The 25,864-nt window shown below is 49.7% G+C and carries 24 protein-coding genes and 1 other RNA gene; 20 read left to right on the top strand and 5 right to left on the bottom strand.

Annotated features, from left to right (window positions below; all coding sequences use genetic code 11):
• The first annotated feature begins 227 nt into the window (after window positions 1–227).
• From ACOJUN_RS24980 to ACOJUN_RS24950, 7 genes are all read left to right on the top strand, one after another.
• Window positions 228–950 carry a sulfite exporter TauE/SafE family protein gene (locus ACOJUN_RS24980; protein WP_422134539.1) on the top strand — a complete coding sequence of 241 codons (723 nt, stop codon included), beginning with the start codon at window positions 228–230 and terminating at the stop codon, window positions 948–950.
• Window positions 951–1,332: 382 nt separating this feature from the next.
• Window positions 1,333–2,364: a methionine ABC transporter ATP-binding protein gene (locus ACOJUN_RS24975; protein ID WP_422137127.1), complete on the top strand. Its 1,032-nt coding sequence runs from the start codon at window positions 1,333–1,335 to the stop codon at window positions 2,362–2,364.
• Complete coding sequence (locus tag ACOJUN_RS24970; RefSeq protein WP_422134538.1) at window positions 2,354–3,010, top strand: methionine ABC transporter permease; 657 nt, start codon at window positions 2,354–2,356, stop codon at window positions 3,008–3,010. The genes ACOJUN_RS24975 and ACOJUN_RS24970 overlap by 11 nt, the downstream gene beginning before the upstream one ends.
• A gap of 79 nt (window positions 3,011–3,089) precedes the next feature.
• On the top strand, window positions 3,090–3,908 hold the full coding sequence (locus ACOJUN_RS24965) for a MetQ/NlpA family ABC transporter substrate-binding protein (RefSeq protein ID WP_422134537.1): 819 nt from the start codon (window positions 3,090–3,092) through the stop codon (window positions 3,906–3,908).
• A gap of 286 nt (window positions 3,909–4,194) precedes the next feature.
• Window positions 4,195–4,830 (top strand): glutathione S-transferase N-terminal domain-containing protein, encoded by a 636-nt coding sequence (locus ACOJUN_RS24960; RefSeq protein ID WP_422134536.1) that lies wholly within the window; start codon window positions 4,195–4,197, stop codon window positions 4,828–4,830.
• A 326-nt stretch (window positions 4,831–5,156) separates the two neighbouring features.
• A complete protein-coding gene (locus tag ACOJUN_RS24955) occupies window positions 5,157–5,621 on the top strand; it encodes a ClpXP protease specificity-enhancing factor (RefSeq protein ID WP_422134535.1) in 465 nt (154 codons plus the stop codon).
• A 260-nt stretch (window positions 5,622–5,881) separates the two neighbouring features.
• Window positions 5,882–6,484 (top strand): NADPH-dependent FMN reductase, encoded by a 603-nt coding sequence (locus ACOJUN_RS24950; protein WP_422134534.1) that lies wholly within the window; start codon window positions 5,882–5,884, stop codon window positions 6,482–6,484.
• Window positions 6,485–6,810: 326 nt separating this feature from the next.
• Here ACOJUN_RS24950 and ACOJUN_RS24945 read toward each other — a convergent pair whose 3' ends face one another.
• The 5 genes from ACOJUN_RS24945 to ACOJUN_RS24925 form a co-directional block, all read right to left on the bottom strand.
• On the bottom strand, window positions 6,811–7,413 hold the full coding sequence (locus ACOJUN_RS24945; RefSeq protein ID WP_422134533.1) for a glutamine amidotransferase-related protein: 603 nt from the start codon (window positions 7,411–7,413) through the stop codon (window positions 6,811–6,813).
• 137 nt (window positions 7,414–7,550) lie between these two features.
• Entirely contained in the window at window positions 7,551–8,123 is a 573-nt protein-coding gene (locus ACOJUN_RS24940) for a BON domain-containing protein (protein WP_422134532.1), read from the bottom strand.
• Between the two features lie 71 nt (window positions 8,124–8,194).
• Window positions 8,195–8,779, bottom strand: a complete 585-nt coding sequence (locus tag ACOJUN_RS24935) for a phosphoheptose isomerase (protein ID WP_422134531.1) — start codon at window positions 8,777–8,779, stop codon at window positions 8,195–8,197.
• Between the two features lie 236 nt (window positions 8,780–9,015).
• Complete coding sequence (locus ACOJUN_RS24930) at window positions 9,016–9,402, bottom strand: YraN family protein (protein WP_422134530.1); 387 nt, start codon at window positions 9,400–9,402, stop codon at window positions 9,016–9,018.
• Window positions 9,374–11,248, bottom strand: coding sequence for a penicillin-binding protein activator (locus tag ACOJUN_RS24925; RefSeq protein WP_422134529.1), 1,875 nt, complete (start codon window positions 11,246–11,248; stop codon window positions 9,374–9,376). Before ACOJUN_RS24925 ends, ACOJUN_RS24930 begins: the two co-directional genes overlap by 29 nt.
• Window positions 11,249–11,458: 210 nt before the next feature.
• Here ACOJUN_RS24925 and rsmI point away from each other — a divergent pair, with 210 nt between their 5' ends.
• The 13 genes from rsmI to murC all read left to right on the top strand — a co-directional run bounded on the left by rsmI (window position 11,459) and on the right by murC (window position 25,862).
• Window positions 11,459–12,295 (top strand): 16S rRNA (cytidine(1402)-2'-O)-methyltransferase, encoded by an 837-nt coding sequence (gene rsmI / locus ACOJUN_RS24920; protein WP_422134528.1) that lies wholly within the window; start codon window positions 11,459–11,461, stop codon window positions 12,293–12,295.
• A 79-nt stretch (window positions 12,296–12,374) separates the two neighbouring features.
• An RNA gene (rnpB, locus tag ACOJUN_RS24915) (RNase P RNA component class A) lies at window positions 12,375–12,753 on the top strand.
• 435 nt (window positions 12,754–13,188) lie between these two features.
• Window positions 13,189–13,644 carry a division/cell wall cluster transcriptional repressor MraZ gene (gene mraZ, locus ACOJUN_RS24910; protein WP_422134527.1) on the top strand — a complete coding sequence of 152 codons (456 nt, stop codon included), beginning with the start codon at window positions 13,189–13,191 and terminating at the stop codon, window positions 13,642–13,644.
• 24 nt (window positions 13,645–13,668) lie between these two features.
• A complete protein-coding gene (gene rsmH, locus ACOJUN_RS24905) occupies window positions 13,669–14,601 on the top strand; it encodes a 16S rRNA (cytosine(1402)-N(4))-methyltransferase RsmH (protein ID WP_422134526.1) in 933 nt (310 codons plus the stop codon).
• 13 nt (window positions 14,602–14,614) lie between these two features.
• Window positions 14,615–14,911 (top strand): cell division protein FtsL, encoded by a 297-nt coding sequence (gene ftsL, locus ACOJUN_RS24900; RefSeq protein ID WP_422134525.1) that lies wholly within the window; start codon window positions 14,615–14,617, stop codon window positions 14,909–14,911.
• Window positions 14,908–16,689: a peptidoglycan D,D-transpeptidase FtsI family protein gene (locus ACOJUN_RS24895; RefSeq protein WP_422134524.1), complete on the top strand. Its 1,782-nt coding sequence runs from the start codon at window positions 14,908–14,910 to the stop codon at window positions 16,687–16,689. The genes ftsL and ACOJUN_RS24895 overlap by 4 nt, the downstream gene beginning before the upstream one ends.
• 11 nt (window positions 16,690–16,700) lie before the next feature.
• The gene (locus tag ACOJUN_RS24890; RefSeq protein WP_422134523.1) at window positions 16,701–18,212 is read left to right on the top strand and encodes a UDP-N-acetylmuramoyl-L-alanyl-D-glutamate--2,6-diaminopimelate ligase; all 1,512 of its coding nucleotides are present in this window, start codon (window positions 16,701–16,703) and stop codon (window positions 18,210–18,212) included.
• On the top strand, window positions 18,209–19,666 hold the full coding sequence (locus ACOJUN_RS24885; RefSeq protein WP_422134522.1) for a UDP-N-acetylmuramoyl-tripeptide--D-alanyl-D-alanine ligase: 1,458 nt from the start codon (window positions 18,209–18,211) through the stop codon (window positions 19,664–19,666). The genes ACOJUN_RS24890 and ACOJUN_RS24885 overlap by 4 nt, the downstream gene beginning before the upstream one ends.
• Complete coding sequence (gene mraY / locus ACOJUN_RS24880) at window positions 19,666–20,748, top strand: phospho-N-acetylmuramoyl-pentapeptide-transferase (protein WP_422134521.1); 1,083 nt, start codon at window positions 19,666–19,668, stop codon at window positions 20,746–20,748. Before ACOJUN_RS24885 ends, mraY begins: the two co-directional genes overlap by 1 nt.
• A 27-nt stretch (window positions 20,749–20,775) precedes the next feature.
• A complete protein-coding gene (murD, locus tag ACOJUN_RS24875; protein WP_422134520.1) occupies window positions 20,776–22,131 on the top strand; it encodes a UDP-N-acetylmuramoyl-L-alanine--D-glutamate ligase in 1,356 nt (451 codons plus the stop codon).
• Window positions 22,128–23,315: a putative lipid II flippase FtsW gene (gene ftsW / locus ACOJUN_RS24870; RefSeq protein WP_422134519.1), complete on the top strand. Its 1,188-nt coding sequence runs from the start codon at window positions 22,128–22,130 to the stop codon at window positions 23,313–23,315. The genes murD and ftsW overlap by 4 nt, the downstream gene beginning before the upstream one ends.
• Window positions 23,312–24,400: an undecaprenyldiphospho-muramoylpentapeptide beta-N-acetylglucosaminyltransferase gene (murG, locus tag ACOJUN_RS24865; protein WP_422134518.1), complete on the top strand. Its 1,089-nt coding sequence runs from the start codon at window positions 23,312–23,314 to the stop codon at window positions 24,398–24,400. Before ftsW ends, murG begins: the two co-directional genes overlap by 4 nt.
• Window positions 24,390–25,862 (top strand): UDP-N-acetylmuramate--L-alanine ligase, encoded by a 1,473-nt coding sequence (gene murC, locus ACOJUN_RS24860; protein WP_422134517.1) that lies wholly within the window; start codon window positions 24,390–24,392, stop codon window positions 25,860–25,862. The genes murG and murC overlap by 11 nt, the downstream gene beginning before the upstream one ends.
• The last annotated feature ends 2 nt before the right edge of the window (window positions 25,863–25,864 follow it).

The raw sequence follows: 25,864 nt of genomic DNA, 5'->3' as shown, positions 1-25,864 counted from the left end.
ATGAAATTATGCAATTTGTTGATTTTTTTTGATTGAACGTACAATCAATTAAAACATCTGGTACGGTCAGCGCCTGACCCGGTGACTTTCATACAGGCAGTTGTTTGGATGGTAAACGTCTACTGTCGTGCTAAACCCCTTATGGGTATAAATGACAGTGGATTCTGTACATAACAAACGGTTATATTTATATCCCCTTTCGATATATTTGATATTTCTGTGATGTTATGGATCTGAGCCTATACCCGCAATTAATAGCCATGGTCGTTGTTTTCCTGGGAGCTTTGATCCAGGGCATGATTGGTTTTGGTATGGCAGTGGTAGCCGCTCCCATTCTTTTTGTTGTTGCGCCATCTCTGGTGCCGGGCACTCTGATCTGCATGGCAATGTTGCTGTCTCTGTTGACGGTCAGAAAGTATCGGGGGGCACTGGATCTGGCAGAGATGAAGTATGCTGTGGCTGGCAGAGTTCCGGGCTCACTGCTGGGAGCTTATCTTCTGGTAGTGGCCTCCAGAGAGCATATGAGCCTTTTTATAGGTGTGGCTGTTCTTATGGCTGTCATTGTGAGTCTGTTTTCTGTAAAAGTCCGGGCAACCAGGTCCAGTTTGTTTGTTGCCGGTGTTATTTCTGGCATCACGGGTACAACATCATCTATTGGCGGACCTCCGATAGCTCTGGTCATGCAGAATGAAACCGGGGACAAAATTCGGGCCAGCATGTCCATTTATTTTGTTTTCAGCAGTGCGATCTCACTGATATTTTTATCAGCAGGTGGCATGGTGGGGCTCGATGACTTTAAGGATGCCCTGATGCTGGTTCCACCCGTATTGTTGGGGAGTAAAATTGCTTCCCATCTATCTCACCGGATTGATCAAAGAATGATTCGCCATGCCTTGCTGGTTCTTTGCAGCATTGCCGGTGTCAGTGCTATTGCTTCCGGTGTTCGATAATCGATCTTTTCAGGTCATGCAGAGCCTGCGTGCTCTGCTGGTAGCGGCTGGTTGACTTTAGTTTTGGTGTCTATTACGATCCTAGGGATGCGCTGATTTGTCTTGGCTTGCGGGCGCTATAGAAATACCGCTAAAAGAAGGGTTTATGAACGAATTCATGAAAAACCACTCTGTTTAGCACAGGGTGGTTTTTTTTTGCCCTTGAAAAAGAGGTCGTTTAATCGACCTGAAGGCTGAAACTTTCGAGTGGGCAGTAGATACCTGATCAGGTATTTATAACCAGCTCTCACGCAACCCGCCAAGGCAGAAGAACTGATTGAACTCACTGAGTATAACTCAGGCAGTCATGCACTGATTGTATCTGAATCAGGCAGGAGTGATGATGATAGAACTGAAAAACCTTACCAAGGTGTTTAAAGCAGGAGGCAAGGAGGTCAGGGCTCTGGATGACATTAATCTCAGTGTCCCGGAAGGGTCAATCTACGGTGTGATTGGCTCAAGTGGTGCTGGCAAGAGTACGCTGATTCGCTGTGTCAATATGTTGGAGCACCCCAGCTCGGGTCAGGTCATAGTGGACGGTCAGGATCTTACTCATCTGGCCGGAAAGGGCCTGCGCCTGGCTCGTCACAATATAGGGATGATTTTCCAGCACTTCAATCTACTGTCGAGCCGAACGGTTTATCAGAATATTGCTCTGCCACTGGAATTGGCCGGTGCCAGTAAGCCTGAAATAGAAACGGCGGTGGCTCCTCTGCTGGATTTGACCGGTTTGAAAGAAAAGCGGGACAGCTATCCATCCCAGCTTTCAGGAGGGCAGAAACAGAGGGTGGCTATTGCCCGTGCCCTGGCCAGCAAGCCCAGAGTTCTCCTGTGTGATGAAGCTACCTCGGCACTGGATCCTCAGACTACGCGATCGATTCTGGCACTTTTGAAGGATATTAATCGTGAGTTGAAAATCACTGTGTTGATTATTACTCACGAGATGGATGTTGTTAAAACCATTTGTGATCGGGTTGCGATACTAAGTCATGGTCAGCTGATAGAAGAAAATGATGTCGAATCTTTTTTCCTGAATCCAGAAACGGAACTGGCGAGAGAGTTTGTCCGCAGTGCTATCCACGAAAAGCCGGCGGCTGAAGTGGAAAGTCGTTTTCAATCAGAGCCAAAAGAAGGCTCAAGGCCGGTTGTGCGGATTACCTTTGTCGGGCAGCGGGTAGTGGAGCCCCTGATTACCCGGGCGGCGAAGCGGTTTGGTACTGATTTTGTCATTCTGCAAGCTGACATTGAAACCGTTCATGGTAAGTCCATGGGGTTTCTGATGGTAGAAATTATGGGCGAGGAGTCAGACGTTGAGGCTTCCATGAAATTTCTTAAAGACAATGTGCAGGTGGAGGTAGTGGGCTATGTCAGCTGATTCCTGGCTTCTCCTGGGGAAGGCGCTTTGGGAAACCCTTTACATGACAGTAGTTTCTGGCGGACTCAGTTTCCTCTTTGGTATTCCGTTGGGTGTGTTGCTATATATTACCAAGCCCGGACGTATTAAAGAAAATGCAGCTTTAAACTCAGTGCTGGGTGCCGTCGTTAACGCTACACGTTCTGTGCCGTTTATTATACTGCTGGTAGCGATTATTCCTCTGACTCGCCTGCTGGTAGGAACCTCTATCGGGACAACGGCCGCGATTGTGCCGCTGACCCTGGCAGCTATCCCTTTTGTTGCCCGTATTGCTGAAGGTGCTATCAATGAGGTGCCTTCTGGACTGGTGGAGGCAGCCCAATCCATGGGCGCAACGCCTTTGCAGATTGTCAGTCGGGTATTGTTGCCCGAAGCACGTCCCGGGCTGATTAATGGTATGACCATTACTCTGGTGACCCTGGTCAGTTATTCGGCCATGGCGGGAGCCATTGGCGGTGGTGGTCTTGGTGACCTGGGTATCCGCTATGGCTACCAGCGTTTTGATGGCGTCATCATGCTCGCCACTGTGGTGGTGCTTATTGTGCTGGTTCAGTTGATACAGAGCATTGGCGACCGTTTGCAAAATTATTACGACAGAACTCGCTGAGTGTTTGTGAATTAAACCATTGCATGGGACAGGTTGTTTCAGTGCTTTGTCCCGAACTGGTTGAATGGAGAAGTGAAGAATGTTTGCAGTCAATAAATTAAAAGCACTTGCAGGCGCAGTGCTTATGGTCGCCAGTGTCCTGCTGGCGGGGTGTGGCTCTGAGAATTCCCCGGAAGGTCCTTTGAAGGTAGGCGTTATGGCAGGTCCGGAGGCTGACGTTATGAAAGTGGCCGCTGACATTGCTAAAAAAGATCATGGAGTGGATGTTGAATTGGTCGAATTTTCTGATTACGTCTCTCCCAATGTGGCTCTGGCAGATGGTTCTATTGATGCTAATGCCTTCCAGCACAGACCTTATCTGGACAGCATGATTCGTGATCGTGGTTTCAAGCTGGCGGCTGTAGGTAATACTTTTGTGTATCCGATTGGCGCATACTCCAGAAAAATCAAGGATATCAGCGAGCTCAAAGATGGAGCCAAAGTGGCTATTCCAAACGATCCAAGTAATGAAGGCCGTACACTGATCCTGCTGGATAACAGGGGCTTCATTAAACTCAAAGACGTCAGTAATCTTGAAGCGACACCGGCTGATATTGTTGAAAATCCTAAAAACCTTCAGTTCATTGAGTTGGATGCTGCCCAACTGCCTCGCTCTCTGGATGATGTTGACCTGGCTTTCATCAATTCAACCTACTCTGTGCCTGCAGGTCTGCTGCCAGGGCGAGATGCACTGCTGGTTGAAGGTAAGGACTCACCTTATGTCAATCTGATTGTGGCACGTGAGGATAATAAAGGGGATCCTCGCATTCAGACTCTGGTTGAGTCTTACCATACTCCGGCAGTGGAAGAAAAAGCCAGGGAGTTGTTTAAAGGCAGTGCAGTTCCTGGCTGGAAGTAATTTGTTTTCCTCAAAAGATCTTGAGTAGCTTGTGAGAAAGCCCGCTGATTTCAGAGGGCTTTAGCTTGTTTGTTCGGATTTTTAGGGTTGTTCTCTGGGTTATTTGCTCTTGTTTTACGAAAGTTTCCGTGGTGCCTATTCCGCAGGGCGTAAAGTTTGCTAAGATAACCCGTTATTTTCTTGTGTCGGCCCGTCAAGTCAGCGCTGCTCATCCGAATTATGGGATCGAATGAGTAAGCTGGCTCGCTCGGGAGCTCTTTTCCTTTGCATGAGGCGGGGGTACTTCATGGCTGTAGTTGCCAAAAAGTCATCCATGATTTTTTTCTCGGATCCATCTGACCACTACTGTCACAGGGTTCGTATTGTTCTGGCCGAAAAAGGGGTCGCGGTAGATATTCAGGATGTGAACCCTGAAAATCTGCCTCAGGAACTGTCTGATCTCAACCCGTATAATAGTCTTCCAACTCTGGTTGATCGTGAGCTGGTGCTTTATGAGCCGAGCGTCATGATGGAGTATCTGGATGAGCGTTTTCCTCATCCACCACTGTTGCCGGTTTATCCGGTCAGCCGTGCCCAGAGCCGTCTGATGATGCACCGCATCCAGAAAGATTGGTGCAGCCTGGTAGATGCTATTACGGATCCAAAAACCAAAGAGACGCCTGCGGCCCGTGCTCGTAAAGAGCTTCGTGAAAGCCTGTTGTCCGTAGCGCCTATTTTTGCTGAAAAGCCATTCTTTATGAGTGATGAGTTCACCCTGGTGGACTGCTGTGTAGCCCCAATTCTCTGGAGGCTTCCCGCGATGGGCATTGAACTGCCCAAGCAGGGGCAGGCGATCCTGGATTATGCTGAACGTTTGTTCGAGCGCGAATCCTTCAAAGAAAGCCTGTCTGAAATTGAAAAAGAGATGCGTGAAACTCTTTGATTTGAACTAGACCCTGGCAGTCTGGCTGCCAGGGCTAAATAATCTGGCCAAGCAGCCATGAGCTGAGAGTATCTTCGAATCTTTGACTGTCAGACGATTGTTCCAGGCAGCCGATGCTCTTGGCAGATTAGAAGTGTTTTCTCTGTTTCAGGGGCTGTCGCAAAAATGGTGCACTTCGCCGATACGGTGTTAAAAAGTGACCTGCTTTGCTTGCTGCTTTTCGAAACCCTTATCCACGGAGAGGGTCAGGTGACTTCTTCTATAGTGGCTATTGATGGCTCCTGGGTCAGACAGTTGTCGGGAGTTAGTCTGGATGGAGACATATTATGACAATGACCAGCAGTCGCCCTTATATTGCCAGAGCAATCTACGACTGGATTCTTGAAAATGACTGCACCCCATACATTCTGGTGGATACTGCCCGTAAAGGGGTAGAGGTGCCCAGAGAGTATGTTAAGGATAATCAAATAGTCCTCAATATTTCCCCGGCAGCAGTGCGTGCCATGCATATGGGAAATGATGTTATTACCTTTGATGGTCGCTTTGGTGGTGAGGCATTGACCATAGTGGTTCCTGTTGAATCGTTGATGGCCATCTATGCCCGTGAGAACGGTCAGGGTATGGTATTTGAAGTTGAGCCTGTTGCCGAGTCGGAAGAGCATGTGTCTCCTCATTTTGAGCTGGAGGCTGTGTCGGGTCCGGAGTCTCAGGAAGCCTCCGTTGAAAAAGAAGAGCGGTCCGAAAAAACTCCCCGTAAGCCTGGCAAGCCGAATCTGAAAGTTGTTAAGTAAGTCGGGGCTTAAAACTCTGCGGTTTATTTTTTGGTTTGGTTTTTCTGACCAGGCTGGCTTCGCTTTAGCAGGGTGTTCTGGTTATTATTTCCCGGTGTTTGGTAATCGGAATAGTTATACCAGTCGTGCTTTCTAACTCCCGTGATGAGCGTGAGGCGTCATAGCCTTAGCTATGGCGACGTCGCCAACGCAGGATTAAGGCTCAAATCTTCAGCCCAACAGGGAGTTAGAAAGTTCGATTGGTATTAGAAGAGGTGTTGATGAACCTGGCTATTATTAGCGGAAGCCACCGTAAGGAATCCCAGAGTGCTCGTATCAGTCATGTGCTCAAACTGCGTGCACAGGCACTGGCGCTGTTTGATCAGGTAGATATTCTTGATCTGGCAGAAAATCCTCTGCCATTGTGGGATGAGTCCATCTTTTCTGGCAATAAAGAGTGGAAGTCCCTTTTGGCTCCCTGGAAAGCCAGATTAAACGACAGTGATGCGATTATAGTGGTGTCGCCGGAGTGGAATGGCATGGTTCCTTCAGGTCTGAAAAACTTTTTCCTGATCTTCGGGGCGCAGCAGTTAGGACATAAGCCAGGCCTGATCACAGCTGTGTCTGCTGAGCAGGGCGGTTCTTATCCCGTTATGGAGTTGCGCTCAAGCAGCTATAAAAATTGTCGTCTCTGCTACATTCCAGATCACCTTATTGTACGAAATGTGGCTTCTGTTATGACGGGTGAAGATGCAGAAGCTGATCGCCAAATGCAAGAGCGTATGGATTACAGTCTTGTTGTCCTGAAAGAGTATGCACTTGCGTTGAAAGGTGTGCGTGAAAGCGGTGTTATTGATCACAAGACTTTCCGGAACGGTATGTGAGTTTCATTCAGAGTGCGTTCATTGCGCTCTTCCCCCTCCTCTTCGGTGGTTATTCTCTCGTCTGAAAATGTGCGCTTGATAGGCTGAGAAATCCCGGATTTTTGGTTGCAGGTCTGAAATCCTTTTCTAAGCTATGGTCATGGTTATACAGGAGTGTTTTATGAAGCGCAGCAGTCTGCTTCTCATTCTGGCTATCATCGTTCTCCTGATCGGACGATCAAGCCCTGTTACCAAAGATAGTCGTTCAATTACGACGAAAGACGCTCCTCGTATGAATCTTATGGATTCTTTTTCGGAACTCTGCAGTAGTCTCTTGGTTGAACTCACTAGCCTTTATTCTGCTTGGACGCCCATCTCATAAAGTTTAAAAAAAGCTGCTTGCCGTTATCGCCGGACACTTCAGGGTGAAACTGTACGCCAAGTATCGGGCGGTCATTGATGCTGATCGCTTCTACGTCGTAAAACTCCGACTCTGCCAGGATCCTTGTGTTCGCTCCTGCCTGAATGCCCTCGCAATGATCCTCTTTAAAGAGAGGGAGTGCTGGAAGGTCTTCAAAAAGGCCATGCTTTTCAAGAATAATGATGCTGTCTTGATCTCGTCTTTCCTGTCCCCTGAAGACTTGGCCACCATGTATCAGGGCGATTGCCTGATGACCAAGGCATATACCGAGGGTGGGTGGGAGAGGTTCCCGAAGGAATTCAAATTGTTGCATTAACGCCTCTGTTTTCTCAGGGCTGTCAGTAAACAGGAATGGACCGCCGGAAATAATGACGGCTGTTGCCTGTTTGAAATTGAATTGATTGGCGCTTTTCAAAGCAATAGTTTTGGAAGCTGTACCCAGACTGGAAAGGGTCTTTTTTATCTCGGGAGTTGTGTTACTGCCGCAATCAATAACGATGACCTGGTTGGTTTTGATCTGATTCATCATACTCTCGGGAAATAAGGATGAGCGTTTATCAGGGGCTTTATACCAATTGAACTTTCTAACTCCCTATTGCGCTGAAGATGTCACTGGGAAGAAATAAAGGAAGAGGGAGCAAGGCGCAAGGCTTTCCCCTCATTCGATTACTGAATATATTCAAAGACTTTGACTATTTTCTGAACACCGCCAGTGTTTCTGGCAATATCCACTGCTGCCTGTGCCTGTCTGGGAGTAGTCAGTCCCATCAGGTAGACAGTGCCTTTTTCTGTATTGATCTTGATGCGGTCTGCAGAAACTTCTTCACTCTGGATCAGGTTCGCTTTCACCTTGGTGGTCAGCCAGGAGTCATTGCTCTGTTCAAGCAGGCTGGCATTACTGCCCAGAGTGAGTTCGTTGTAGACCTTGTCAACTTCTTTCACATTCCCGGCGGTTTCTTCTGCAAGGCGCTTAAGTTCATTACTGGATACCTGTCCGATTAAAAGCACGGTGCCATTGAAGCTGACGATTTTAATCCGGCTGTCTTTAAACCGTTCATCGGCTTTATTAATGTTAACGGCGGCTATGGTTTCGATGGTCTGGTCGTCTATCAAGTTGCCCCATGAGCGTTCAGTGGGGTCTGTTCGGATGGGGTCTTCATTGACGCTGCCGACAATGGTCGCACAGCCCCCCAGCAGAAAGAGTGAGCTAGTTAAAATCAGAGCGTTTAAACGCTTCACCTTGTTACCTCCTGGTGGGGGATGAATTAAACGTAGTCAGTCTTATAGTCAAAATAGTCTTTCATCGAGACTTACTCTCCGGAAAACAGGAACTCATCGACCAGGTCACACAGGCAATGAACGACCAGTTTATGAACTTCCCGAATACGTGGAGAGCTATTATCCGGAACCCGGATTTCAATATCTTCCGGATGCAGTAATCTCGCCATATCGCCACCGCTTTTACCCGTCAGGGCAATGACCTGGATATCGCGATCATGAGCGGCCTGAATAGCTTGAACGATATTGGGACAATTGCCCGATGTCGAGATCGCTAAAAGAATGTCGCCTTGTTGCCCCAGTGCCCTGATTTGTTTTGAGAAAACTTCGTGAAAGCTGGTGTCATTAGCGATTGAGCTTAATATCAAATTGTCGGCGCACAGAGACATGGCTGGTAATGAAGGTCTTTCTCGTTCATAACGATTGAGCAGCGCGGAAACAAAATGCTGGGCATCTCCTGCGGAGCCGCCGTTTCCGCAGGCCAGGATTTTTCCTTCGTTAAGAAGGGTTTGCACCATAAGCTCGGATGCCTGGGCGATCAGGGGAGGCAAACAGTCAGCGGCACGAATTTTGGCGTCAATGCTGTCTGAAAAATGTTGTGTAATGCGCTCATGCATGTCTCAAAATCCCGAATAGTTCGACGCCGTGCGTTTCGCAACTGGCATTTTCTTTCGCTATGGGCATTAGAAAACCGTGAAAGCCTCATGAGTTCATGGCTAGCCAGGTACTTAATAGATCAGTTAGTTTACCGTGATTTTTTTTTCATTACCCCTTTTAAATACCATCATCCATTGGGGAAGTTAAGAGCGAGTGATGTTTACGCATTTTATCAGTTGTCAGGTTGCATACAGGTTTAAAAAATACCTTTGATCCATTCTATAGGCTTTTCGGAGTTTGCGTCATCATGGATGGATGCATTTTTGAGCAAAAGTGCATCGAAGCGGCAAAGCCTGTGCTGGTGGTTCGAGTGCAGGGCGAGAAAGTGATTGGCTGCTTTTCTGATTTTATTTTGCTTGCGGTAGGTAATGGACTCGGCAGCTGAACCAAATTGTGACTGTGATCTGAATCGGACTTCTACAAAAACCAGTGTTTCTTTTTCGAGCATGATCAGATCTATCTCTCCTGCTTTGCAGGCATAGTTTCTATTGACCAGCTTCATGCCCCGGGCTTTGAGGTATTCCAAAGCCCGGTTTTCTGCGCAAAGCCCCTTATTATTGAGAAGCTTTAATTGCCAGAACATCAGCTTTCCTTTGAATCGAAACAGGCAGTGCTCTCAGTCGACCATCCCGGAAGATTTGCCAGGAAAGCTCCCTCACCACATGGTGTTTGTTGTTAATGCTAAGCATGCCTGTCAGTCCTTCCAGACGACTGCCTGGCAGACTGGCAAGTTGTTGCAGGCGGGGATACAACTTAAAAGCGTCAGCTCCCATGGCGTAAAGACTGCCATACTGGCCTTTTGAGCTGCTCCAGGTGGCTTTTATATTGGACTCGAGACTGCTTTTCTGGCCAGGCAGGTACCAGGTCATTACAGGGATTCTGAGGTTGTTCAGATCCTGATCTCTGCCAGGGTCGACTCTACCGGAGTATGCGCTGGAAGTGGCATAAACAGGCAGCTTGCCAGCGAACTGGTAAGAGAGGGCAGGCTTGAGCTGGCGAGCTTCCTTGGGGTGGGAAGGCATGTAGATCATGTCAATATCGTGTCTTCTGCGGGGAGTAAAGCCCAGTGGCTCTCTCAGAACTCTGCTCAACTCTTTGGCACGTTTCTGGCTTTCGTCAACCAGCAGCGCCTGACCAGCCAGTTGGCTGAATTCGGTCTTGTTGTTGAATTTAGTAACACCGGCCACCTCGCCACCGAGTTTTGTCCATTCGGACACAAAGCTGTTGGTGGCTCTGTCACCCCATGAAGTCTCCGGGCGAAGTATCAGTACACGATGGTGTCCATCCAGAACGCCGCGACGGGCCACAGCTCTGCCTTCATCTTCGATGGATAGACCGTACTCGAAGAAGCTGTTCTTTTGTCCGGGGTTGCTCCTGCTGTCTTCGAGGTTGTTCAGTGCAAGAATTGTAAGGTTGTCGGGCGTATTTTCTTTTAACAGGCCGACGTTAGTTTTATCCAAAGGACCGATGATCAGTTTGGCACCTTCATTTTTGGCTTGGTTAGCCAGCTCGACAACGTTCTTGCCGTGAGTGTCCAATATGCTCACTTCGGGTAGGGTCTCATCAGCAAGATTCTGGTGATAAGCAGCGAGAAAGCCGTCGCGAATGGCTCTGCCTGCAGAGGCCAGTGGGCCGCTGACAGGAAGAAGAAGAGCAATTTTGTCGGGCTGCTGAGTGTTGGCTGTCTGAAGCGCACTGATGTCTTTCGGCAGGTAGGTTGTTGCAGGGTGGCCAGGCCAGCGAGTTCGCCAGTGGCTCAAGTCGGCCAGTTGCTCGCTCACGGATTTGCCCGGGCGGTAAATCAGGGCAAGTTGCAGCCAGCCTTTCATGGTTTTGTTGTTAGTCTGACTGTCCAGGCTGATCAGGCGCTCTTCAGGTGCGTTAAGCAGGGTTTCCCAGAAGGCGTTGCGGCTTTTGGGTTGTTGGTCGAGTTCACTTATGTTGGACAGCATGCTCCATTCATCCAGCGCTGCAACGTACTCCCCGAAGCGGTTATACGCGCGTGCTTTGAGGATATGGCTTTGATCCAGAAGCCCGGTATTGCTGCTGTTAATGACGACAGCTCGATCCAGCCAGACAAATATTTCCCGGTTCTGCCCTGCCTGCTCAGCAATGCGGGCTCTTGCCACGGCCACTTCTGCTTTCAGAGTCTCGGGTAGCTCTTCATAATTCAGGCTGTCCAGAATGGTTTTTGCTCTGCCCATCTGGTTGTTGATCAATTGCCCGGCGGCCTTGATTTTGAGTCTTGCGCTCTCCGGAAATGAGCTGCGTTCGGCTCGTTCCAGCAGTTGGTCTGCTCCTTCCGGGGCCAGTTCGTGGGTGGGTGCAGGCAGTTCAGCAACTTTGCTGGGCTGTAATGAGCACCCCGTAAGCACTGCGCTGATCAGCAGTGTATTGATGAGAATGCGTTTGGAAAGGTTCTGGCTCATAAAATCGGAGTCAACGACCGAACTGTTTTTGATCTCCCTATTCTACCTCAACAGGGTCATTGCGTCAGCCTGATGGACGTGGTTTGAGAAATCAGTTAGCTAAGGATTCTGTCAACGACGATATGATAAGAGTAAACTCATGGTCGTTTGATTCTTAATACTTCCCTTGCTATGAACGACCTTCATACTGGATAAACTGGCTGGCAGGATATGTCTGAAAGTGCACTTTTTGTTGTTTCGACCCCCATTGGTAATCTCGATGATATGACACCAAGAGCCATTGAGGTGCTGAAGCAGGTGTCAGTGATTGCGGCGGAAGATACCCGACACAGTCGCAAGTTACTCAATCACTTCGGGATCGATACCCCCATGATTCCCTGTCATGAGCATAATGAACGGCATCAGGTAGAGGTGTTGCTGGCTCGATTGCAGCAGGGTGATTCTGTGGCATTAATCAGTGATGCCGGAACGCCCCTGATTTCAGACCCGGGTTTTGTATTGGTGCGAATGGTCAGGGAGCAGGGTATTAAAGTGGTGCCTGTGCCAGGTGCCTGTGCGCTTGTGGCGGCTCTCTCGGTCAGTGGTTTGCCAACAGACAGGTTCTACTTTGAAGGCTTTCTACCGGCCAAATCCTCTGGTAGGAAGAAAAGGCTCGAAGCGCTGGGTGCGATGACCAATACATGGGCTGTGTACGAATCTACTCACCGAATTCTGGATAGCCTTGCTGATTTTCGGGAAGTGTTGGGTGGAGACCGGTACGTTGTGTTGGCCAGGGAGTTGACCAAAACATTTGAGACGGTGCTGGCGGGCAAGGTAGAAGCGTTGGAGAAAATACTGCAGGAAGACTCCAATCAGTGTCGTGGCGAGTTTGTGGTTTTGGTAGAGGGGGCTGAGGAGCAGAAGCAAGAGGCTGTTGATCCTGAAACCGCTAAATTACTGCAACGGCTGCTGCAGGAGTTGCCCGCTAAAAAAGCCGCTGCCGTGATTGCTGATGTTTCCGGGTATCGCAAGAAGCAGCTCTATGAGCTGTCACTCGCAATGAAATAAGTTGTAATTGATTCAGATAATAAGTTTGTGAAATGAACGAATTGCAGTGAGGGGAATCATTCGGTAGTATTCGCCGCCTCGAGTTGGCCGGGCAGTCGCTGTCAGTTACTGTTTCAGTATCTGGTGGAGGAAAGTCCGGGCTCCAAAGGGTACGGCGCCAGGTAACGCCTGGGGGGCGAGAGCCTACGGAAAGTGCAGCAGAGAGCAGACCGCCTAAGTCACCATGCGGTGACCGGTAAGGGTGAAAGGGTGTGGTAAGAGCGCACCGCGTGACTGGTAACAGTTCACGGCATGGTAAACCCCGCCTGGAGCAAGACCAAATAGGAATCCTGAAGGTGTGACCCGCACTGGATTCGGGTAGGTTGCTTGAGGTGTCTGGTGACAGGCATCCCAGATGAATGATTGCCCAGACCTGTCTTCAGGTTGGACAGAACCCGGCTTACAGGCCAACTCGAGATTTACTTTTTCTTCCGCTATCCATTACCCGAATCTAACCGGAAACGGCTTTTTCAGGTGTCACTGACCGGTCAGCAGATCGTTGGTGCTTTGGGTATCAAAATCGTCAATTGTCTGAAATTTTTACAATTTTTTTCGGGCGCTTTTCCTGCTTCATGGGCTTAAACAGCTCTCCTCTTCAAGCTGCTCATTTTTATGCACTTTTTTAATGCAGGGCACTGTGTGTGAGGTCTCTGGAGGAGTCAATTATTTGACCCATAAGACAGATTCTGACCTTGACGTGGGTTTTTCAGGTTTCTATAGTGTGCTTCAGTGGAGTAAAGTGGATAAATGTGGAGTTAAGTGTGCATTACGTGGAGAAAAGGGATGTCGGTTAACACGTTTTCTCTTCGGACTGTGGCCTGCCATTCTGGCTGAATTGACTAGAGGGAAGCGGTTTGTTTCGTGGGGTTAATGCCATCAACCTCGATGCCAAAGGGCGTCTTGCAATACCTACCCGTTATCGGCAGGTGTTGAAAGATCGTTGTGAGGGCAGTCTGGTGGCGACCATTGATACCGATGAGCCCTGTCTCCTGATTTATCCACAGGATGAGTGGGAGGCTATTCAGGCAAAGATTGAAGCCCTGCCCAGTTTTCATCCGATGACACGCCGAATACAAAGACTTCTTATTGGTCACGCTACCGACATTGATATGGATGGCAGTGGACGAGTTTTAGTGCCTCCCTTGCTCAGGGATTATGCGGGTATGGATAAGCGCTGCATTTTGCTGGGACAAGGCAAAAAATTTGAACTGTGGGATGAAGCCTGCTGGAACCAGAGACGAGATGATTATCTTCACGAAGCCAGTGGGTCCGCTGAAGTGCCGGCTGAGCTCCAGTCTTTGTCCCTCTGATGGGTATTTGTCCGGACAAGATAGATGACATTGCAAGAGCAATCAGATCAGCATATTACTGTGCTGCTAGAAGAAGCGGTTGAAGCTTTGGTTACAGATCCTGACGGGCTCTATGTCGACGGGACATTTGGTCGTGGCGGTCACAGTCGTGCAGTCCTGGAAAAGCTGTCTGACAGAGGCAGGTTGGTAGGCATCGACAAGGACCCGAGAGCGATCGCTGCAGCCCGGGAGCTGGCTGAAACGGATAGCCGTTTTTCCATTTATCATGGCTCTTTTGCTGATTTGGAAGAGGCCCTTGATGGTCAGAAAGTAGAAGGTGTTCTGCTTGATCTGGGGGTTTCTTCGCCGCAGTTGGACAACGCCGAGCGAGGTTTCAGCTTCATGCAGGATGGTCCGTTGGATATGCGGATGAATACCACGCAGGGAGAAAGTGCAGCTGACTGGATTAATCGTGCGCAAGAGCAAGAAATCAGCAAGGTGATCTGGGAACTCGGCGAAGATCGTTTTTCGCGCAGAATTGCCCGGGCTATCGTCAGGGAAAGGGAAGGAGAGCCTATTACGACCACGAAACGTCTGGCAGGAATTATTGCTTCTGCCAGTCCTTCCAGAGAGAAGAACAAGCATCCGGCTACCCGTGCTTTTCAGGCCATCCGCATCCATATCAATCGCGAACTGGATGATCTGGTGGATTGTCTGGATGCTGCATTGGAAGAGCTCAAACCAGGTGGGCGTCTGGTGGTTATCAGTTTTCACTCACTGGAAGACAGGATTGCCAAAAGGTTTATCAGAAAACAGTCCAGAGGCGATGAGTTGCCGCGCTGGATTCCGGTGACGGAAGATCAGCTTAACAAACGAATGCGGCCCGTCGGTAAAGCGATCAAGCCCGGCGAGCAAGAGGTCAAAGCTAATCCAAGAGCGAGGAGTGCCGTCATGCGAATTGCTGAGAAGCTAATCTGACAAGGCTGTAAAAATGGACAGACAACCGCTGCAGGCTTTGTTTCGCAAATCTGGTTTAGTCAGTGTGATGTTGCTGGCCTGTGTTCTTGTGTCAGGGGTGGCTGTGAGCTTTGTCAAGCATGAAAACAGACTGCTTCACAATGAACTTCAACAGGCGTTTGAGCAGAGAAACAAAGCCCAGGTTGAATGGGGGAAGTTGCTTCTGGAGCACAGTTCCCTGACCAGTCCGGGGCGAGTGGAAAGAATTGCAAGGGATGAATTGAACATGGAAGTGCCTGATGCTGGAAGTATAAAAATGGTGATGCCGTGAAGACTGCAGCAAGACCGGCCAGTGCCAGCAGGAAAAAACAGGCTGGCGAGGAAAAGGCTCTGCCTTACCGCTGGCGAGTAAAGCTTTTGCAGATCTTGTTTATAATGGCTGGCCTGGTGATTGGTTATCGTCTCGTAGATCTTCAGGTTTTAAATCGTCATTTTCTTCAGAGCGAAGGTGATAAACGCGCTGTTCGCCATGAGTCCATACCGGCTCATCGGGGCGTCATATTTGATCGAAACGGTAAGATTTTGGCGGTAAGTGCCCCTGTGATGACCGTATGGGCTGACCCTCAGGACTTGATCAAGGCACCAGAGCACTGGCATAAGCTGGCATTTGCGCTCAAGGTTGATGAAAGCTGGCTGGCAAAAAAGGTAACAAGCAACGCAGCAAAGGAATTTATCTATCTTAAACGTCAGATGACACCGGAGCAGAGTGAGAAAGTCGAAGCTCTGAAAGTGCCCGGCGTGCATATTCTTGACGAACAGCGACGTTACTACCCTATGGGTGAAGTGACGTCGCATCTGGTGGGCATTACCGGTATTGATGATAAAGGTCAGGAAGGGCTGGAGCTGGGATATGATCATTGGTTAACCGGCTCCGAGGGAACTCGCAGGCTGCTGAAAGATCGCCGGGGTCGCCTTGCCAGAGAGGCCGAACTCGTGAAAAGCGCCCAACCCGGTAAGGAATTGATGCTCAGTATTGATTCCAGGCTCCAGTATATGGCTTATCGTGAGCTGAAAAGTGCTGTAGAAAAGGCCAAAGCCACAGCGGGCTCGCTGGTGATGATGGATGTCCAGACCGGAGAGATTCTGGCTATGGTCAATCAGCCGTCCTACAACCCGAATAATCGTACCGGGCTTCAGCCTTACCGAATGAGAAACCGGGTGATGACTGACCTGGTGGAGCCGGGCTCTACTCTCAAGCCTTTTACTGTCGCGGCAGCCATGGAGACCGGCAAGTATGATCGCTATACCCGGATTAAAACCGGCGTTGGCTACATGCGTGTTGGACAAAATGCGGTTAAGGATGTCAGGGGGTTTGGAACCATTGATGTCGAAACTGTTTTGAAAAAGTCCAGCAATATCGGCGTGAGCAAGATGGCACTGGATATCGGTGTCGATAAGGTTGTAGATCTGCTGCGCCGCGTGGGTATCGGGCAGAGCCCGGGAACGGGTTTTCCCGGAGAGAGGGCTGGGTTTCTCCCTTACAAGGATCGCTGGAGCGACATTGAAGTGGCTACCCTGTCCTTTGGTTATGGCTTGACAGTCACGCCATTACAGCTGGCGCAAGCCTATTCTGTGCTGGGGTCTGGTGGCTTACTCAGGCCAGCATCACTGATCAAGCGTGATGTGGCACCTGATGGTGTTCGGGTTATGGATGAAGATGTAGCACACGATGTTATGGAAATGCTTGGCAAAGTGGTGGGTAAAGGAGGGACTGGTTGGCGCGGTGCCGTCAAGTCCTACAATGTGGGTGGCAAAACGGGAACGGTTAAAAAAGTGGGTGGCAGTGGCTACCTTGAAGATCGTTACGTGGGTCTCTTTGCCGGTGTGGCTCCTGTGGGAAATCCTCGCATTGCTACTGTTGTCATTATTGATGACCCGGCTGGTCAGGATTACTACGGTGGCGTCATAGCCGGTCCGGTGTTTTCCAGGGTCAATGGTCAGGCTTTGCGGATGCTGGGTGTCAGACCCAGTGAAGAAAAGGTACTGACAGCTAAAAGACCCGGTCTGGAGCAGACCGGAGTTATGAAAATGAAACAGGATGGAACATGACCTCGTGTCAAATGACGTCTTTAAATGAAGTGCTGGCGGAGCTGAATCATCCTCCACTGGATGAAGACAAGACCCTCACAGGACTGACCCTCGACAGCCGCAAGCTGATCGGGGGTGAGCTGTTTCTGGCTGTGCCAGGGCTGAGTTCTGACGGTCGGGCGTTTATTGGTGCGGCCTTGGAGGCGGGCGCCTCTGCAGTGCTGGTTGATTCAAGTGGGGAGTCATTTTCTGAGACTGAATTTCTGGTCGGTAAACCTGTTATTTTTATCGAAAACTTAAAAACGCACATTAGCTTTCTTGCCGATCGATTCTATCGACAGCCGTCCACAAAGCTGAAGCTGATTGGCGTGACAGGAACCAATGGCAAAACCTCAACCTGTTGGTATGCAGCGCAGCTACTCTCTCTTCTGGGTGAGCCTTGTGCGGTGATGGGAACCCTGGGTAAAGGTCTTCCAACTGAGCTGGAACCCTGTCTGAATACTACTTCAGACCCTGTATCGACACAGGGCTTTATGGCTGAACTGGTGAGCAGAGATGTGTCTTCCATGGCCATGGAGGTTTCTTCTCATGGGCTGCATCAGGGGCGCGCAGATCAATTAGCGTTTGAAGTAGGCGTTTTTACAAATATCAGTCGTGATCATCTTGATTATCACAAAACGATGGACGCTTATGCAAAAGCCAAGGCTCTGCTTTTTGCCAACGGTCGTGTCAAAAAAGCGGTGATTAATCGGGATGATGACTACAGCGAACTGATGCTGTCCAGTTGTTCCGGTGATACTGAAGTTTTTACTTTCTCTACGGCCTCTGATCTGGCGGATATTAAGGCTCGAAATATCCGCCTGGATGCAGGTGGAGTCAAGGCTGATCTTGATACGCCCTGGGGTAAAGGGCAGTTGAGGACGTCTCAGCTGGGTCGTTTCAGTCTCGAAAATCTTTTGGCTGTTATCGGGGCGGTATGCTGTCAGGGCTATTCCCTGGAGCGAGTGCTTGAAAAAGTGCCTCAACTGAGCACGGTGCCGGGGAGAATGCAAAGGTTGGGTGGTGATCAGAAACCGGTGGTTGTGGTGGATTATGCTCATACTCCGGATGCCCTGGTGAGTGTCCTGAAAGCGTTGAGAGAGCACGGCGCTGCAAAATTAATTTGTGTCTTTGGTTGCGGTGGTGATCGTGATCGGGGTAAGAGGCCGCTTATGGCCCGAGCTGCTATCGAGGGTGCAGATGAAGTGGTCGTGACCAGTGATAATCCCAGAAGTGAAGATCCTGAAGAAATAATCAGAGATACACTGACGGGAGTAGATCTGGCAGGTAGGCCAGTGACATCTGTCATCAATCGCGCAGAGGCTATTCGACAGGCTGTCAACAAGGCTGCTGTCGGCGATATTGTTGTTATCGCAGGCAAAGGACACGAGGATTATCAGGAGGTTAACGGCGTCAGGCATCACTTTGATGACAGTGAAGAAGCTGCAAAAGCCTTGAATCTCTGGCAGCCATCAACGTGTTCAGCCAGTGAGAGGGTAATATGATTCGTCCATTTACCCTTTCTGAAATAACCCATGAGCTTCAGGGCATTCTTCTGAGGGGGGATTCTGGTGCTGATACCACTATAACCGGTATAAGCATTGATACCAGAACCCTCGAGCAAGGTAATCTTTTTGTCGCCATCAAGGGCCCTCGGTTTGATGGTCATGCCTATGCGGATCAGGCTGAGGTTGCAGGCGCTGCGGCGGTCGTGGTTCAGGTGCCAGTTCCAGGTCTGGGAATTCCCCAGATTCAGGTCCAGGACACTGATCAGGCACTGGGACGACTGGGGCAGTTTAATCGTGAGTGTTTTCATGGCCCTGTCGTGGCAGTAACAGGAACCTGTGGCAAGACATCGGTCAAAGAGATGCTGGCCTCTGTCTTCGAGCAGGTTGGTAAGGTTCTGGCAACCCGGGGGAATTTAAATAACGCTTATGGTGTGCCTCTGACCCTGTTCAGGCTGGAAGCAGATCAGCAGCATGCAGTGATTGAGTTAGGAACCAGTTCCCCTGGAGAGATTGATTACATCACTCGCCTGACCGAACCGGATGTTGCCATCATTACCAATGCCTCAGAGAACCATCTCAAAGATTTGTTAACGCTTGAGGGCGTTATTCATGAGAAGGGTTTTATTCTCGACGGTCTCAAAAAAAATGGTATTGCCGTACTGAATTTAGATGATCCCAGCTTTCAACGCTGGAAACAGAGGGCTTTGAGACAGCCTGATCGAAAAGTGTTGTCCTTCAGTCTGAATAAGCGAGAAGCCGATGTGTTTGCCTCAGAGGTGTCTTCAACGTCTGAAGGTATGAGCTTCAGGCTGCATATTGTAAGGGAAGGGGTTGAAAAACAGTCGATCGTCAATTTGTCTTTCTGGGGAAAACATCAGGTTCAGAATGCCTGTTGTGTGGCCGCAGCAGCGTCTGCCGTCGGACTAGGGCTGGACATTATTGTCAGTGGACTGGAAAATGCCCGGCCTTATCAACAAAGAGGGACTCGTTACCCCCTGTCGGAGGGCCTTCTGGTCATCGACGAAAGTTATAACGCCAGTCCGATTGCCACTCTCGCTGCCATCGACCAGCTGGCAGACTGCGAGGGTAAAACCATCATGGTACTGGGAGACATGCTGGATCTTGGTGAGGTGAGTGAAGCCCGGCATGTTGATGTAGGTGAGTATGCTGCTACCCGGCATATTGATTGTTTTGCTGCCTATGGTGAGGCGACTGTCGCCTCTGTTGATGCATTCAGTCGTGAACTTCGCGGGGCTCAACGAGGCATGAAGGCAAAACATTTAAATGATAAAGAGGCTCTCTCGAACTGGGTAAAAAGTCGGATACAGGCGTTCAGAGAGCAACAGGCGGATTGTCCCATCACGGTTCTCGTCAAGGGATCGAATGGAATGAAAATGTTGGATGTAGTCAGATCCCTGGTGGGATCAGAATTTAAGGGAGAGCGCTGCTGATGCTGCTCTGGCTTGCGGAATTTCTAACGCAATACTATCACGGCTTTGCCGTTTTTAAATACCTCACACTCAGAGCTATTCTGGGTGTGCTTACTGCATTGGGAATGGGGCTCTGTCTCGGGCCCTATATGATTCGTCGGCTGAGCTACCACCAGATTGGTCAGGCAGTGCGTGATGATGGTCCACAATCTCACCTCAGCAAGGCTGGAACCCCGACTATGGGTGGGGCATTGATTCTGGTTTGTATTGCAGTCAGTACGCTACTATGGGCCAATCTGAGCAATCGCTATATCTGGGTAGTTTTACTGGTAACAGCGGTATTCGGAATTGTTGGCTGGGTGGACGACTACCGTAAGGTGGTGGAAAAAAATTCAAGGGGCCTGCCAGCGCGCTGGAAGTTTTTCTGGCAGTCGGTCGCTGGATTGGGAGCAGCTGTCTTCCTTTACGCTACGGCTAATTCACCGGTAGAGACCAGTCTGATTGTACCTTTCTTCAAAAATATCGTCATTGATCTTGGGCCCTTTTTTATTGTACTGGCTTACCTGACCATTGTCGGTTGCAGTAATGCTGTGAATCTGACAGATGGTCTGGATGGTCTGGCGATCATGCCTACCGTTCTGGTGGCTTCTGCACTGGCAGTTTTTGCTTATGCCAGCGGTCATGTGAATTTTGCCCAGTACCTGCTCATTCCTTTTGTGCCTGGCTCGGGAGAGTTGGTGGTTTTTTGTGCCGCTATCGGTGGCGCGGGTCTGGCGTTTCTCTGGTTTAATACCTATCCCGCACAGGTTTTTATGGGGGATGTAGGTGCTTTGGCTCTCGGAGCAGCATTAGGTGTACTGGCGGTCATTGTGCGTCAGGAAATTGTGCTGGTCATTATGGGGGGGGTTTTTGTGATGGAGACGGTATCGGTGATTCTCCAGGTGGCTTCGTTCAAGCTCACCGGGCGCAGAATATTCCGTATGGCTCCACTGCACCATCATTTTGAATTGAAGGGTTGGCCTGAGCCCCGGGTGATTGTCCGCTTCTGGATTATTACCCTGATTCTGGTCCTGATTGGTCTTGCGTCACTGAAGATTCGTTAACACACTTTGCTCGGGAAAAAAATCCGCGTGTCAGCACTGATAAGCTCAAATCGTACAAGGGTAGTCGTAGGACTCGGCAAGACCGGAATGTCCTGTGTGCGATATCTTGCTGAAAGACAACGCCCATTTAAAGTGATGGATACCCGGAATAACCCGCCAGGTATAGACGAACTCAAAACTGCTTTTCCGAATGTTCCTGTCCATCTGGGTGGATTGAACACTCAGTGGCTGAATGGAGCCGATGAGTTGATTCTCAGTCCCGGTATTGCTCTGGCTACTCCTGAGATTGCTGAGGCTGTAAGTAGAGGTGTTGAAGCCGTTGGTGATATTGAGCTGTTCTGTCGCGAGGTGAATAAACCTGTCGTTGCCATAACTGGCTCTAACGGCAAGAGCACGGTCACAACTCTGCTGGGAGAGATGGCTCAAGAGGCCGGTTTGGGTGTTGCTGTGGGTGGCAATATTGGTACTCCAGCTCTTGAGCTTCTTGAGAAAGAAAATGTCGATCTCTATATCCTGGAATTGTCCAGCTTCCAGCTGGAAACCACTCATTCTTTACGTGCAGCCGCCGCGACGGTACTGAATATCAGTCCTGATCATATGGATCGTTATGAGACCATGATGGACTACCATAAGGCAAAGCAGCGTATATACCGTGGTTGTATACATGCGGTATACAACAAGCAGGATGCTCTGACTGTGCCTCTTCTTCCCCAGGCTACTCCCGCAACAGCGTTTACTTCCGGCAAGCCTGATTTACACGACTATGGCCTGATCGGGGATGAAGAAGGTATGTGGCTTTGTAAAGGTGTCGAAAGACTCATCAATACAGCGGTCATGAAGTTGCCGGGTCGTCACAATCAATTGAATGCACTGGCTGCCCTGGCCCTGGGTGAGTCAGTGGGTATCCCGATGACACCCATGCTGAAGACTCTGAGCCGCTTCACAGGTCTTTCTCATCGATGCCAATGGGTAGCGGAAAAAAACGGTGTGGTCTGGATTAATGATTCCAAAGCCACCAATGTCGGTGCATCGGTTGCGGCCATTGAAGGTCTGGGTGAGACCCTGACCGGAAAAATTGTTCTCATTGCCGGTGGGGACGGCAAGGGGGCAGATTTTAATCAGCTGAAACAGCCATTACAAAAGTTTGGTCGTGAGCTTGTGCTGATAGGGCGTGACGCACCTGATATCGATAAAGCCGTCAATGGCGTTATCCCGGTTCAATATGCTGAGGGTCTTGCTGCTGCAATAGATCGTGCCTTCGAGGTCAGTGAAAGCGGTGATGCTGTCCTGCTGGCTCCCGCTTGTGCCAGTTTTGATATGTTCGAAAGTTTCGAGCAGCGTGGCGATAGCTTTATGACTCTGGTCAGGGAGCGTCTTGCATGACTCTACACCAGAAGTTTCTCAGCGAAATAAGATCGCCTTTTACAGGCCGCCGTGGCAGTGTTCTTGATCTGCCGCTGCTGGGTGCTGTGCTGGGACTTCTTGTGATTGGTTTGATTATGGTCAGTTCCGCTTCTATGGAAGTGGCGGGCAGTCTTTATTCCAATCCGTTTTATATCCTCATCAAGCAGGCTTTTTTTGTTTTCGTCGGACTGTCGCTGATGGGTGTCATTTTGATGGTTCCGGTGACAACTATTGAGAAATACAGCTGGCTTTCACTTTTTGGTGGTCTGGGGCTGCTGCTGGCTGTGTTGGTTGTGGGTCGGGAGGTCAATGGCAGTGTTCGCTGGATTCCTCTGGGCTTTTTCAATCTGCAGGCATCAGAAGCGGCCAAATTGATGATTGTCGTTTACCTTGCGGCCTACCTGGTGCGTCGGTTGGAGGAAGTCAGAACCAGATGGACAGGCTTTTTCAAGCCTATGACTATTCTTTTTGTCTCATCTCTACTGTTGCTGATGGAGCCAGACCTTGGAGCGCTTGTGGTGTTGATGGGCGCTTCCATGGGAATGATTTTTCTGGCAGGCGCCAGACTCTGGCAATTCGTTATTCTGTTCCTGGTGCTGGTTGGGTCTATTGCCGCCCTGATTGTTTTTGAACCTTATCGCATGGCACGCCTGGCTTCTTATATGGACCCCTGGGCCAATGCTTTTGGTAGTGGCTATCAGTTGACTCAGTCCCTGATTGCTTTTGGGCGAGGTGAATGGTTTGGTGAGGGATTGGGTAATAGTCTGCAAAAGCTGTTCTATTTACCGGAAGCTCATACAGATTTTGTCTTTGCCGTTCTGGCTGAAGAGTTTGGTGTCCTTGGAGCAGTCTCTGTCCTGACTCTGATTCTGTTTATTTCCTGGAGAGCGCTGCAAATCGGTTACCGGGCAGAAGCAAAAAAACTACTGTTTCATGGCTACGTTGCCTATGGAATCGGCTTGTTGTATAGCAGTCAGGCGTTGATCAATATTGCTGTAAATACCGGGTTGCTGCCCACAAAAGGTTTGGCGTTGCCTCTGATCAGTTATGGGGGTAGTAGCCTGTTGATAAACTGCCTGGCTTTTGGATTGTTGCTGCGGATTGATTATGAACGACGGCAGTTTAATGTCACAACAGATAATAAAAGCAGGGGAGTGTCATGAGTACTACTGACAAACCTACTGTTTTAATAATGGCGGGTGGTACCGGTGGGCATATTTTCCCGGCGCTGGCCACTGCCAGAGAACTTGAGAGGCGTGGCTACACTATTCACTGGTTGGGTACGGCCAACAGTATGGAAGCTGAACTGGTGCCGCGCCACGGATTTGAAATCAGCTTTATCCCGGTCACCGGATTGAGAGGTAAAGGCTTGAGCTTTTTACTAAAAGCGCCCTGGAAGCTCGCTGTTTCACTGTTTCGTGCCTTGAAAGTGATTCGAAGCTGCAAGCCTGTGTGTGTTCTGGGAATGGGTGGCTTTGCAACAGGACCGGGTGGGGTGGCCGCACGTTTGTCGGGTGTTCCCCTGGTGGTTCACGAGCAGAATGCGATTGCAGGCTTCACGAACAAGGTTTTATCAAGAGTTGCCCGCAAAGTATTGTTGGCTTTTCCCGGTGCTTTTGGTCCAGAGAGTGGCTCTGGCAAATTTATTCTGACCGGTAATCCGGTGAGAGCCGATATTGCAAATCCGGATTTACCTTCCCAACTGAATGGCAGGGCTCTAAGGCTGTTGGTGGTTGGTGGCAGTAGTGGCGCTGTAGCCATCAACGAGCTGGTTCCAAAAGTACTCACCCGGTTTAAAGGTCGCTTCGAGGTTTGGCATCAAACTGGCAGAAATAATCTCGATGCTACCCGTGAGTCTTATCGTGCTTTGGGTGTGGAGGGGCGCGTAGAACCCTTTATCGATGATATGGCTGGTGCCTATGAGTGGGCTGATCTGGTGATTTGTCGCTCTGGAGCCCTCACCGTTTCAGAGCTGGCGATGGCCCGAAGAGCGGCCCTGCTGGTGCCTTATCCCCATGCTGTTGATGATCATCAAACGGTCAATGGTCAGTACCTGGTTAATCAGGGGGCCGCCATGATGGTGCAGCAGAAAGAACTGAGCGAAACCTGTCTGATCAATATGTTAGAGAATTTTGTGGGCAATCCTGAGCAGCTGGTGACTATGGCCAGGGCTGCAGGCAGTGTCGCCAGGCCTATGGCGGCTGTGGAAGTAGTTGATCATTGTCTGGAGGTGGCTCATGCCCGCTAATAAGCCTATTTTTCCTGTGGCTCCTATACCTGAAATGCGTCGTATAAAAAATATTCATTTTGTTGGCATAGGTGGTTCGGGCATGTGCGGCATCGCAGAAGTGCTTAAGAACCAGGGGTATCAGATCTCTGGATCAGATATTCAACGCTCACCGGTAACCCAACGTTTGGAAGATCAGGGAATTAAAGTCTTTATTGGTCATAAAGCTGCGAATGTTGAGGGGGCGGATGTAGTGGTCACTTCTACAGCAGTCGCTTCGGAGAATCCGGAAGTGGTTACGGCAAGAGAGCTGCGTGTACCCGTAGTCCCCAGAGCTGAGATGCTGGCGGAACTGATGCGCTACCGTCATGGTATCGCAGTGGCAGGCACCCACGGCAAGACTACCACGACCAGTCTGTTGGCCTCGGTGTTGGGTTATGGTGGTCTGGATCCTACTTTTGTGATTGGCGGTCGTCTGAATTCAGCCGGTACCAATGCCAAGCTGGGAGGCAGTCGCTACCTCGTGGCAGAAGCGGATGAGTCAGATGCATCTTTCCTGCATCTGCAACCGATGGTTTCTATTGTCACCAACATTGATGCAGATCATATGGCTACCTATGAAGGAAGCTTTGACAAGTTAAAGAAAACCTTTGTGAGTTTTCTTCACAACCTGCCATTTTATGGTCTGGCTGTGGTCTGTACAGACTGCCCTGTGGTAAAAGAACTGTTACCATTAATTAAACGACAAGTTATTACTTATGGTGAAAGTGAGGGGGCCGATTTCCGGGCTGTTAATATTCAGCAAAAGGGTATGAAGACCTCTTTTGAGCTGGAGCGGAAATCTAAAGGCAATAAAAAGGTAAAAGTTGAGCTGAATATTCCAGGTCGTCACAATGTTCTCAATGCACTTGCCACTTTTATAGTTGCATCGGATGAAGGAATGCCTGATGAAGTGATCTGTGAAGGACTCAGGCAGTTCCAGGGTGTTGGCAGACGATTCCAGGTGCAGGGGTACTTTCAGACTGAGTCTGCCCAGATGATGCTCGTTGATGATTATGGGCACCACCCGACAGAGGTGGCGGCAACGATCAAGGCTATCCGCGCTGGATGGCCAGACAGGCGGCTGGTTATGGTTTATCAGCCACACCGCTATTCGAGAACCCGGGATCTTTACGAAGATTTCGTTGAGGTGCTGTCCCAGGTGGATGTCTTACTTTTGATGGAAGTCTATCCGGCAGGAGAAGAGCCGATTCCGGGTGCAGATACACGAAGCCTCTGTCGAAGTATTCGTCAAAGAGGCCAGCTGGAGCCTATCTTTATCTCCAGTCCTGATGAAGTTAGTACTGTTTTGCAAGGTGTTGTTGAAGACAATGACCTGGTTTTGACCCAGGGGGCCGGAGATATCGGTGCTTTGGCTGTGAGACTGACAACAGAGCTGGGTGAAAAACTGGACGATATAATTCAGGACGGAAAGGTAGCTTAAAG

This window comes from Endozoicomonas sp. ALD040 (genome assembly GCF_049275945.1).
Taxonomy (GTDB): Bacteria; Pseudomonadota; Gammaproteobacteria; order Pseudomonadales; family Endozoicomonadaceae; genus Endozoicomonas_A.
This window is presented reverse-complemented; position numbering and strand designations above follow the sequence as displayed.